Genomic DNA, 11944 nt, shown 5'->3' with positions numbered 1-11944 from the left:
TCTCAAACCATCACAACAACACCGAGGCCCCCCATGACCACCCCGTCGTCGTCACTGTTGAGCAAGGTCGAAGCCGGCGTTGCCTGGATCACCCTCAACCGCCCCGAGCAGCGCAATGCGCTGGACATCCCCACCCTCAAGCAACTGCACGCCCTGCTGGAAACCTGCAACAGCGACCCGGCCGTGCGCGTGGTGGTGCTGACCGGCAGCGGGCGCAGCTTCTGCGCCGGTGCCGACCTGGCCGAATGGGCTGCGGCCGAGGCCCAGGGCACCCTGGAAAGCTACGGCTGGACCGAAACCGCCCACGCCCTGATGTTGCGCCTGCACAGCCTCGACAAGCCCACCATCGCTGCCATCAACGGCACCGCCGTGGGCGGTGGCATGGACCTCAGCCTGTGCTGCGACCTGCGCATCGCCGCGGCCTCGGCGCGCTTCAAGGCCGGCTACACCAGCATGGGCTACAGCCCCGACGCGGGTGCCAGCTGGCACCTGCCACGGCTGATCGGCAGCGAGCAGGCCAAGCGCCTGTTGTTCCTCGATGAGCTGTGGGGTGCCGAACGTGCCCTGGCGGCGGGGCTGGTCAGCGAAGTCTGCGCCGACGAGCAACTGCCCGCCGTGGCGGCCGAGCTGGCCGGGCGCCTGGCCAACGGCCCCACCTTCGCCTACGCGCAGACCAAGCGGCTGATCCGCGATGGCGCCCGGCGCACCCTGGCCGAGCAGCTGGAGGCCGAGCGCCAGGCCGGCCTGCTGTGCGGCCGCAGCCAGGACGGTGCCGAGGCACTGCAAGCCTCGGTGGAGCGCCGCGCACCCCGTTTTACCGGCCAGTAACCCGATAACCGACCCTCACCAGGACCTTCGCAGATGAATTTCCAACTGACCCAAGAACAAGAAATGTTGGTGGAAGCGGTACGCAGTTTTGTCGCCAAGGAGCTGCTGCCCCATGAGGAGGCAGTGGACCGCGCCGATGCCGTGTCGCCCGAGCTGGCTGCGCAGATCCGCGGCAAGGCCATCGCCGCCGGGTTTTATGCCTTCAACATGCCCGAGGAGGTCGGCGGCGGTGGCCTGGACTATCTGTCCCAGGCGCTTATCGAGCGCGAACTGTCCAAGGTGTCCTGGGCCCTGCACGTGTTCGTCGCGCGGCCATCGAAAATCCTCATGGCCTGCAAGGACGAGCAGATCAACGACTACCTGTTGCCCTGCGTGCAGGGCGAGAAGATCGACTGCTTCGCCCTCACCGAGCCGGGCGCCGGCTCCGATGCCAACGCCATCAAGACCCGTGCCGTGCGCCAGGGTGACGACTTCGTCATCAACGGCAGCAAGCACTTCATCAGCCATGCCGGCCACGCCGATTTCGCCATCGTCTTCGCCGTCACCGACACCTACGAGCACAACGGGCGCAAGCGCAACGCGGTAACGGCCTTCCTGGTCGACCGGGGCACGCCGGGCATGACCATCCGCCGTGGCCCCAAGTGCGTGAGCAACCGTGGCTACCACACCTACGAGCTGTTCTTCGACGACTGCCGGGTGCCGGCCAGCAAAGTGCTGGGCGAGGTCGGCAAGGGCTGGGAGGTGGCCAACGCCTGGCTCACCGCCGGCCGGGTGATGGTCGCCGCCAACTGCGTGGGCCAGGCCCAGCGTGCCCTCGACCTGTCGCTGCAATGGGCCGCCGACCGCAAGCAGTTCGGCCAGGCCATCGGCAGCTACCAGGGCGTGTCGTTCAAGCTCGCCGACATGGCCACGCAGATTCGCGCTGCGGAAATGCTCACCCTGCACACCGCCTGGAAGATGGACCAGGGCAGCATGACCGACGGCGAGGCCGGCATGGCCAAGCTGTTCGCCAGCGAGGTGCTGGGCAAGGTTGCCGACGAAGCCGTACAGATCTTCGGCGGCATGGGCCTGATGGATGAAGGGCCGGTCGAGCGCATCTGGCGCAACGCACGCATCGAGCGCATCTGGGAAGGCACCTCGGAAATCCAGCGGCACATCATCGCCCGCGAACTGCTGCGCCCGCTGCTGCGCTGAGCGCCAGGAGAACACCCATGTCGCATTCGATTCGTGACAACCTCAAGCGCCTGCTGGCACCCCGGCACCTGGCCTTCGTCGGCGGGCGCAGCATGGCGCGGGCGCTGAAGCGCTGCGCCGAAGGTGGCTTTGGTGGCGAGCTGTGGCTGGTCAACCCGCAGCATGACAGCCTCGAAGGCATTCCCTGTGTGGCACGGGTGGCCGACTTGCCCCATGCCCCGGACGCGGTGTTCATCGCCACCAACCGCGAACTGACCCTGCAGTGCGTTGCCGAGCTGGCCGCACGCGGCGCCGGTGGCGCCATCTGCTATGCCTCGGGCTTTGCCGAAAGCGGCGAAGAGGGCCGCCAGCTGCAGCAGCGCCTGCTCGCCGCCGCCGGCAACATGGCCTTGCTCGGCCCCAACTGCTACGGCCTGCTCGACCACCTGCACGGCGCTGCCCTGTGGCCGGTGGCCCATGGTGGCCAGCAGGTGGAGAAGGGCGTGGCGATCCTCACCCAGAGCGGCAACTTCGCCTACAACCTGTCGATGAGCGACCGCTCGCTGCCGGTGGCCTACATGGCCTCGGTCGGCAACCAGGCACAACTGGGCGTGGCCGAGCTGATGGACGTGCTGCTCGACGACCCACGGGTAACCGCCATCGGCCTGCACCTGGAAGGCCTGAAGAACGTGCCGGGCTTTGCCCGTGCTGCCTGCAAGGCATTGCAGCAGGGCACGCCGATCATTGCGCTGAAGACTGGCGTGTCGCAGATCGGCGCCGAACTGGCGCTCAGTCACACCAGCTCGCTGTCCGGCTCCGATGCCTTGTACGACAGCCTGTTCCAGCGCCTGGGCGTGATCCGCGTCAGTGGCCCGGTGAGCTTCGTTGAAACCCTCAAGGCCGCCGCCTGTGGGCGCCTGCCGGTGAATGGCGAGCTGATCGCCCTGGCCTGCTCGGGTGGCGATGCCGGTTTGATCGCCGACTATGCCGAGCGCAATCAGCTGGTCCTGCCGAAGCTCGCACAAGGGCAGGTGGCGCAGTTGGCCGAGGTGCTGCCAGCCTATGCCAACCTGGTCAACCCGCTGGACTTCACCACGGCCATCTGGGGTGATGCAGCGGCCTTGCAACGCATGCTCGACAGCACCCTGAGCGGCGCAGCCGACGCGGCCATGCTGGTGCTGGACTACCCGGCGGCGTTCACCGGCGAACGCAAGGAATGCGACCTGCTGCTGGCGCTGTACTGCGATGCACTGGAGCGCCACGGCAAGATCGGCTTCGTCACCTCGGCATTCCCGGAGCTGTTGCCCGCCTGCGCGCGCCAGCGTTTGCACGCGCGTGGCATCGCCGCCCTGCAGGGCGTGGAGGATGGCTTGGCAGCCTGGGGGCGCATCGTCGCCTACCAGCGCAACCGCCAGCGGCTGCTGGAACAGGGTGAGGCCACGCGGGTGCCGCTGTGCCCGCAGGCCCTTGAGGGCGAGGGCCAGCTGCTGGACGAATGGCAATCCAAGCAAGCCCTGCGTGCCTTTGGCCTGCCGGTTCCGGCAGGGGTGCTGAGCACACCCGAGCGCGCCGTGGCAGATGCCGCCCGCGTCGGCTACCCGCTGGTACTGAAGGCGGTCAGCGCGCAACTGCCGCACAAGACCGAAGCCGGTGCGGTGGCGCTGAACCTGCGCGATGCCGCCGCCCTCGAGGTTGCGCTGGTGCAGATGCGCCAGCGCATCGCCGCCTACGCCCCGCAGGTAGCGTTCGACCAGGTGCTGCTCGAACCGATGGCCGAGCCGCCGCTGGCCGAACTGATCGTCGGCATCAAGCGCGAGCACGACTTCGCCCTGGCCCTGGTGATCGGTGCCGGTGGCGTGCTGGTCGAGCTGCTCAAGGACAGCGTCAGCCTGTTGCTGCCGACCACCGACGATGCCATCCGCAGCGCGCTGCTCGGCCTACGCAGTGCCAGCCTGCTGCAAGGCTTCCGTGGCCGCCCGGCCGCCGACCTCGATGCACTGGTTGCGGCTATCCGCGCGGTGGCCGACTACGCCTGCGAGAACGCCGGGCAACTGCTGGAGCTGGATGTGAACCCATTGATGGTCGGTGCCCACGGCACCACCGCGGTCGACGCGCTGATCCGCCTCGGCCAGGCGCAAGGAGAACGACATGAATAAGCACACCCCGACCGCCGGCCAGGCGTTGGTGCGCCTGCTGGCCAACTACGGCGTGGAGACGGTATTCGGCATCCCCGGCGTGCACACCCTGGAGCTGTACCGCGGCCTGCCGGGCAGCGGCATCCGCCATGTGCTGACCCGCCACGAGCAGGGCGCCGGCTTCATGGCCGACGGCTATGCACGGGTAAGCGGCAAACCGGGGGTGTGCTTCGTCATCACCGGCCCGGGCGTGACCAATGCCGCCACCGCCATCGGCCAGGCCTACGCCGACTCCATCCCGATGCTGGTGATTTCCAGCGTCAACCACACTGCCAGCCTGGGCAAGGGCTGGGGCTGCCTGCACGAAACCCAGGACCAGCGCGCCATGACCGCGCCAATTACCGCGTTCTCCGCCGTGGCCCTGCGCGGCGACGACCTGCCCGAGCTGATCGCTCGTGCCTGGGCCGTGTTCGACAGCGAACGGCCGCGCCCGGTGCACATCTCGGTGCCGCTGGACGTACTGGCCGCGCCGGTCAGCCGTGACTGGAGCAATGAGGTAGTGCGCCGCCCCGTGCGCGGCCAGCCTTGCCGCGACATCCTCGACCAGGCCGCCATGAAACTGGCCGCCGCCAAGCGCCCGATGATCATTGCCGGTGGTGGGGCATTGCACGCGGCCGAACAGCTGCAGCAGTTGAGCACTCGGCTGGCAGCGCCATTGTTCACCAGCGTGGCCGGCAAGGGCCTGCTGCCAGCGGACGCGCCACTGAATGCCGGCGCCAGCCTGTGCGTCGAGCCCGGCTGGCAGCTGATCAGCCAGGCCGACGTGGTGCTGGCAGTGGGTACCGAAATGGCCGACACCGACTTCTGGCGCGAGCGCCTGCCGATCAGCGGCGAGCTGCTGCGCGTGGACATCGACCCGCGCAAGTTCAACGACTTCTACCCCTGTGCCATCGCCCTGCACGGTGATGCCCGGCAAACCCTGGCCGGCCTGCTCGAGCACCTGCCAGCGCTGGACCGTGACCCGGCCCAGGCCAGCGAAGCCGTGGCCAACCTGCGCCAGGCCATTCGCAGCGGGCATGCGCCACTGCAGGCCGTGCACCAGGCGATTCTCGACCGCATTGCCGCCGTGCTGCCCGACGATGCCTTCGTCAGCAGCGACATGACCCAGTTGGCCTACACCGGCAACTACGCCTTCGCCAGCCGGGCGCCGCGCAGCTGGCTGCACCCCACCGGCTACGGCACCCTTGGCTATGGCCTGCCGGCTGGCATCGGCGGCATGTTCGCCAGCGACCATCGCCCAGGCCTGGTGCTGGTGGGCGACGGCGGCTTCCTCTACACCGCCCAGGAGCTGGCCACGGCAGTCGAAGAACTGGACCGGCCACTGGTCGTGCTGTTATGGAACAATGACGCCCTCGGCCAGATCCGCGACGACATGCTCGGCCTGGACATCGAGCCGGTCGGTGTACTGCCACGCAACCCGGACTTCATCGGCCTGGCCCGCGCTTTCGGTTGCGCGGTGCGCCAGCCGCGTGACCTGGACGCGTTGCAGGCCGATCTGGCCAGCGGTTTCGCCACCCCCGGCGTCACCTTCATCGAACTCAAACACACCTGCGTCTGCTAAGCGGCAGACACCACGAACAACAAGAGAAATCACCATGCAATTTAGCCGTACCCTCCTGGCTGCATCCCTCGCTCTGCTGATCACTGGCCAGGCCCCGCTGTACGCCGCACCGCCCCTGTCGATGGACAACGGCACCACCGCCCTGACCGCGCAGAACAGCAACGCCTGGGTCGAAATCAGTGCCGGCGCACTGCAACACAACATCCGTACCTTGCAGGCCGAGCTGGGCGGCAAGTCCAAGCTGTGCGCCGTGCTCAAGGCCGACGCCTATGGCCACGGTATCGGCCTTGTGATGCCGTCGATCATCGCCCAGGGCGTGCCCTGCGTGGCGGTGGCCAGCAACGAGGAGGCACGCGTGGTCCGCGCCAGCGGCTTCACCGGGCAACTGGTGCGGGTACGCCTGGCCAGCCTCGGCGAAGTGGAAGATGCCTTGCAGTACGACATGGAAGAGCTGGTTGGCAGCGCCGAGTTCGCCCGCCAGCTCGATGCCATCGCCGAACGCCACGGCAAGACCCTGCGCATTCACATGGCGCTCAATTCCAGCGGCATGAGCCGCAACGGCGTGGAAATGACCACCTGGTCCGGCCGGGGTGAAGCGCTGCAGATCACTGACCAGAAGCACCTCCAGCTGGTCGCGCTGATGACTCACTTCGCCGTGGAAGACAAGGACGATGTGCGCAAAGGCCTGGCAGCGTTCAACGAACAGACCGACTGGCTGATCAAGCACGCGAAGCTTGATCGCAGCAAGCTCACCCTGCATGCCGCCAACTCCTTCGCTACGCTGGAAGTGCCGGAAGCGCACCTGGACATGGTGCGTACCGGTGGCGCGCTGTTCGGCGACACCGTGCCGACGCGCACCGAATACCAACGTGTCATGCAGTTCAAGTCGCACGTGGCGGCGGTGCACAGCTACCCGGCAGGCAACACCGTCGGCTACGACCGCACCTTCACCCTGGCGCGTGATTCCCGCCTGGCCAACATCACCGTGGGTTACTCCGATGGCTACCGCCGGGTGTTCACCAACAAGGGCCATGTGCTGATCAACGGCCACCGAGTGCCAGTGGTGGGCAAGGTGTCGATGAACACCTTGATGGTCGATGTCACCGACTTCCCCGATGTGAAGGGGGGCAACGAAGTGGTGCTGTTCGGCAAACAGGCCGGGGGGGAGATCACCCAGGCCGAGATAGAAGAAATCAACGGCGCGTTGCTCGCCGACCTCTACACCGTATGGGGCAGTTCCAACCCGAAGATTCTGGTCGACTGAACTGCCAATGAAGGGAGATTGCCATGCGCTACGCCAAGCTCACTCAACACATCGCCGGCGACGGGGCTGCGGCCTGGGACATCCACTATCGCGCCCTGGCGCTGCAGGCCGAGGGTAGGGATATCCTGCTGCTTTCGGTGGGTGACCCGGACTTCGACACCCCCGCGCCGATCGTCGAGGCGGCCATCGACAGCCTGCGTTCGGGCCACACCCATTACGCCGATGTGCGCGGCAAGTTGGCGCTGCGCCAGGCCATCGCCAACCGCCACTGCCAGCGCAGCGGCCAGGCCGTCGATGCCGACCAGGTGACGGTGCTGGCGGGGGCCCAGTGCGCGCTGTACTGCGTGGCCCAGTGCGTGCTCGACCCGGGTGACGAGGTAATTGTCGCCGAGCCCATGTACGTGACCTACGAGGCGGTGTTCGGGGCTTGTGGCGCCAAGGTGGTGCCGGTGCCGGTCAAGCCGGAGAACGGCTTTCGCGTGTGCCCGCGTGACGTGGCCGCGCGCATCACCCCGCGCACCCGCGCCCTGGCCCTGAACAGCCCGCACAACCCCTCGGGGGCGAGCCTGCCGCGCGCCACCTGGGAGGCGCTGGCCGAGCTGTGCATCGCCCACGATCTGTGGTTGATCTCTGACGAGGTGTATAGCGAGCTGTTGTACGACGGCGAGCATGTCAGCCCTGGCAGCCTGCCGGGCATGGCCGAGCGCACCGCCACCCTCAACAGCCTGTCGAAGTCGCATGCCATGACCGGTTGGCGGGTGGGCTGGGTGGTCGGTTCGACCGAACTTGCCACCCATCTGGAAAACCTCGCCCTGTGCATGCTGTACGGTTCGCCGGACTTCATCCAGGACGCCGCCGTGGTGGCACTGGAGCAGCAACTGCCGGAACTGGATGTTATGCGCGAAGCCTATCGCCAGCGTCGCGACCTGGTGTGCGAGCAGTTGGCCGACTGCCCGGGCATCAAGGTGCTCAAGCCCGATGGCGGTATGTTCGTGATGGTCGATATCCGCGAGACCGGCGTATCTGCCCAGACCTTTGCCGACTACCTGTTGGACAGCCAGGGCGTGTCGGTGCTTGCCGGCGAAGCGTTCGGTCCCAGCGCTGCCGGGCATATCCGCCTGGGCCTGGTGCTGGGCAATGCGGCGTTGATCGATGCCTGCCGACGCATCGCCTACTGTGCCGACGAGCTGAAACGGGACTACGGCCATGCGTGAGTATGCGCGGCTGTACATCGACGGCGCCTGGCAGGTACCGAGCGGGCAGGGCATGGCCGAGGTGATCGACCCGGCCACCGAACAGGCCATCGGCCGGGTGCCGCTGGGCGCCGAGGCCGATGTCGAACGGGCGGTCATGGCCGCGCGGCGGGCCTTCGATGGCTGGTCGCGCACGCCGTCCAGCGTACGTGCCGGCTATATAACGGCGCTGGCTGCACAGCTGAAAAGCCGCGCGGCGGAAATGGCCTCGGTCATCACCGACGAGTTGGGCATGCCGGTGCAGTGGTGCCAGGCGGTACAGGTGGAGGGCCCGATTGCCGGGCTGGAGCAGTACGCCGAACTGGCCGGGCTGATGGATGAGGTGCGCGAAGTCGGCAACTCGCTGGTGTACCGCGAAGCCGTTGGCGTGTGCGCGTTCATCAACCCGTGGAACTACCCGCTGCACCAGATGATCGGCAAGCTGGCGCCGGCCCTGGCCGCCGGCTGCACGGTGGTGGTCAAGCCCAGCCAGGAAACACCGCTGCATGCGTTCCTGCTGGCCGAGATGATCGAGGCCATCGGCCTGCCGGCCGGGGTGTTCAACCTGGTCAGCGGGCCGGGGGCCAAGGTTGGCGAGGCCCTGGCCCGGCACCCGCAGGTGGACATGGTGTCGTTCACCGGCTCCACCGGCGCCGGGGTGCGCGTGGCCCAGGCGGCCGCGCCGACGGTGAAGCGGGTGTGCCTGGAGCTGGGTGGCAAGTCGCCGCTGCTGATCACCGCCGACGCCGACCTGCACGCGGCGGTGCGCCATGGCGTGCAGGATGTGATGATCAACTCGGGGCAGACCTGCACGGCCCTGACCCGCATGCTGCTGCCGGCCAGCCGCTACGCCGAGGCGCTGGAGATTGCCGAGGCCGAGACCCGTGCGCTGGTCATGGGCGACCCGCGTGACCCGGCCAGCTTCCTCGGGCCGATGTGTTCGGCAGGCCAGCGGCGCACCGTGCTCGACTACATTCGCCTGGGCCAGGAAGAGGGCGCGCGCCTGCTGTGCGGCGGTGATACGCCAGCCGGCTTCGAGCGCGGGTTCTACGTGGCGCCGACGTTGTTCGCCGATGTCGACAACCGCATGCGCATCGCCCAGGAGGAAATCTTCGGCCCGGTGCTGTGCCTGATCCCCTATGCCGACGAGGCCCAGGCGCTGGCCCTGGCCAACGATTCGCCGTTCGGCCTGTCCAGCGCGGTGTGGGCCGGCAGCCGCGAGCACGGCCTGGCCCTGGCGCGGCAGATACGCGCCGGGCAGTGCTTCATCAACGGTGGCGGGTTCAACTACCAGGCACCGTTCGGTGGCTACAAGCAGTCGGGCAACGGGCGTGAGTGGGGTGAGGAGGGCCTGGCGGAGTTCGTCGAGGTGAAAGCGGTGCAGTGCTGAGCCACAGCTGGAAGACAACCTGTTTTGTGTGAGGAGAATGTTTGTGAATGTACTGATCGTCCACGCTCACCCCGAGCCGCAATCGTTCACCGCTGCCCTGCGTGACCAGGCCGTGGAAACCTTCCGCGCCCAGGGCCACCAGGTGCAGGTCAGCGACCTGTACGCCATGGGCTGGAACCCGGTGGCCAGCGCCGATGACTTCAGCCAGCGCGAGAACCCCGAGTACCTGGTGTATGCCCTGGAGCAGCGCCAAGGGGTCAAGCGTGGCGCCATTGCCGCGGATATCCGGCAGGAGCTGGACAAGCTGCTGTGGGCCGACTTGCTGGTGCTGAACTTCCCGATCTTCTGGTTCTCGGCGCCGGCCATGCTCAAGGGCTGGATCGACCGCGTGCTGGTGTCGGGGGTGTGCTATGGCGGCAAGCGCTTCTACGACCAGGGCGGTTTGGCGGGCAAGAAAGCGCTGGTGACCGTGACCCTGGGCGGGCGCGAGCACATGTTTGGCGACGGGGCGATTCATGGGCCGCTGGAGGACATGCTGCGGCCGATCTTGCGCGGCACGCTGGCCTACGTGGGGTTCGAGGTGCTGCCGCCGTTCGTGGCCTGGCATGTGCCGTACATCAGTGACGAGGCGCGGCAGGCGTTCTTGCAGCAGTACCGGCAGCGCCTGGAGCAGCTCCCGGACGACCAGCCACTGGTGTTCCCGCGCCTGGAGCAGTTTGATGAGGCGCTTTACCCGCTGGCGTGATTGACTGTTCTGGCCCAATCGCCGGCAAGCCAGCTCTCATAGAACAACACATGACTCATTGGTTCGGCGAGGTTCTGTAGGAGCAGCCTTGTGCTGCGAAGAGGCCGGTACTGACAAAGCCTATCTGTTGCTTGTACCGGCCTCTTCGCAGCACAAGGCTGCTCCTACAAAGGACGCGTCAGACGAGCGATATTGGTTCTCTGCGCGACAGCTCAGCCCAAAGGGCTGGGCAATCTCCCACAGGGAAATCACAGGGCTTCAGGACTGTGGAGGACCTGTGGGAGCTGGCTTGCCGGCGATTGGGCCTGTGGCCTTCATACAAAATTCACCGGCAAAAAAAAGCGACCACCCACACATTCGGGGTATGTCCCCCTTCGGCAAATCCCTCGATAGTGCCCCCATCGGCTCGATCCCGAGCATTCACACGATGGAGTTGCCATGCGCAAGGTACTGAAGGTGATTGGCGGTCTGCTGCTGGCGTCTGGCGCCAGCCTGGCCCAGGCAGAAGAGGTGGACAGCGGTAACACGTTGCGGTTGTACAACTGGACCGACTATATCGGCGAAACCACCCTGGCCGATTTCGAGAAGGCCACCGGCATCAAGGTCATCTACGACACCTTCGACGGCTACGAAACGGTGCAGACCAAACTGCTCACCGGCCGCTCCGGCTACGACCTGGTCATGCTCAACGCTTCCCTGGTTCCCCCGCTGATCAGCGCCGGGGTGTTCCAGGCGCTGGACAAGCGGCAACTGCCCAGCTGGCACAACCTCGACCAGCAGGTGGTGAACAACCTGCAAGGCTACGACCCCGGCCTGAAATACTCGGCGCCCTACACTTGGGGCAGCTCGGGGGTAACCTACAACGTCGACAAGATCACCGCGCGCATGCCCGATGCCCCCATCGGCTCGCTGGCCATGCTGTTCGACCCCAGGATCGTCTCGCGCTTCGCCGACTGTGGCGTCACCCTGATGGATGCGCCGACCGAAGTCATCCCGCTGGCCCTGCAATACCTGGGCAAGGACCCACGCAGCGCATCACCGGCCGACCTCAAGGCGGCCGAACAACTGCTGTTGGGCATTCGCCCCTACATTCGCAAGTTCGATTCGGTCAACTACCTCACCAGCCTGCCCAACGGCGATGTCTGCCTGGCCCTGACCTGGTCCGGCGACTACGCCACCGCCCAGGCCCGCGCGGTGGAAGCGAAGAAGGACATCAAGCTGTCGTTCTTCATCCCCCAGGAAGGCTCGCTGATCTGGTTCGACAATCTGTACATCCCCAAGGATGCGCCGCACGCGGCCAACGCCCACCGCTTCATCGAGTTCCTGCTGCAGCCGCAGACCATGGCCAAGGTCACCGACTACATCCACTACGCCAACAGCAACGCCGCCGCCACGGCGCTGGTGCGCGACGAGATCCGCCAGGACCCGGCCATCTACCCCGACGCGCAAACCCGCGAGCGCCTGTTCGCGCAGAAAACCCAGAGCCCGAAGGACATGCGCGCCATCACCCGGGTCTGGAGCACGGTCAAGACCGGTTTCTGAACACTGCCCAACGA

General features: G+C 66.8%; 9 protein-coding genes. All 9 read left to right on the top strand.

Annotated elements, in window-relative coordinates:
• Positions 1 to 33: 33 nt before the first annotated feature.
• The 9 genes from WM94_RS16280 (at position 34) to WM94_RS16240 (ending at position 11930) form a co-directional block, all read left to right on the top strand.
• Entirely contained in the window at positions 34 to 828 is a 795-nt protein-coding gene (locus tag WM94_RS16280) for an enoyl-CoA hydratase/isomerase family protein (protein ID WP_015270770.1), read from the top strand.
• 33 nt (positions 829 to 861) lie between these two features.
• Positions 862 to 2022, top strand: a complete 1161-nt coding sequence (locus tag WM94_RS16275; protein ID WP_015270769.1) for an acyl-CoA dehydrogenase family protein — start codon at positions 862 to 864, stop codon at positions 2020 to 2022.
• A 17-nt stretch (positions 2023 to 2039) separates the two neighbouring features.
• Entirely contained in the window at positions 2040 to 4157 is a 2118-nt protein-coding gene (locus WM94_RS16270) for an acetate--CoA ligase family protein (protein WP_061551684.1), read from the top strand.
• Positions 4150 to 5757: a 5-guanidino-2-oxopentanoate decarboxylase gene (locus WM94_RS16265; RefSeq protein WP_061551683.1), complete on the top strand. Its 1608-nt coding sequence runs from the start codon at positions 4150 to 4152 to the stop codon at positions 5755 to 5757. The genes WM94_RS16270 and WM94_RS16265 overlap by 8 nt, the downstream gene beginning before the upstream one ends.
• A gap of 34 nt (positions 5758 to 5791) precedes the next feature.
• Positions 5792 to 7021 (top strand): alanine racemase, encoded by a 1230-nt coding sequence (alr, locus tag WM94_RS16260; protein WP_013973076.1) that lies wholly within the window; start codon positions 5792 to 5794, stop codon positions 7019 to 7021.
• 23 nt (positions 7022 to 7044) lie between these two features.
• Positions 7045 to 8235 (top strand): pyridoxal phosphate-dependent aminotransferase, encoded by a 1191-nt coding sequence (locus WM94_RS16255; RefSeq protein WP_003260931.1) that lies wholly within the window; start codon positions 7045 to 7047, stop codon positions 8233 to 8235.
• Positions 8228 to 9643: an aldehyde dehydrogenase family protein gene (locus WM94_RS16250; RefSeq protein WP_061551682.1), complete on the top strand. Its 1416-nt coding sequence runs from the start codon at positions 8228 to 8230 to the stop codon at positions 9641 to 9643. The genes WM94_RS16255 and WM94_RS16250 overlap by 8 nt, the downstream gene beginning before the upstream one ends.
• A 43-nt stretch (positions 9644 to 9686) precedes the next feature.
• A complete protein-coding gene (locus WM94_RS16245) occupies positions 9687 to 10388 on the top strand; it encodes an NAD(P)H-dependent oxidoreductase (RefSeq protein ID WP_061551774.1) in 702 nt (233 codons plus the stop codon).
• Positions 10389 to 10826: 438 nt separating this feature from the next.
• On the top strand, positions 10827 to 11930 hold the full coding sequence (locus WM94_RS16240; protein WP_061551681.1) for a polyamine ABC transporter substrate-binding protein: 1104 nt from the start codon (positions 10827 to 10829) through the stop codon (positions 11928 to 11930).
• Positions 11931 to 11944 lie beyond the last annotated feature (14 nt).

Origin of the sequence: Pseudomonas sp. ABFPK (assembly GCF_001586765.1) — a bacterium.
GTDB classification, from domain to species: domain Bacteria; phylum Pseudomonadota; class Gammaproteobacteria; order Pseudomonadales; family Pseudomonadaceae; genus Aquipseudomonas; species Aquipseudomonas asiatica.
Note: the sequence above shows the minus strand (reverse complement) of the source record. Positions and strands in the feature narration are given on the sequence as shown.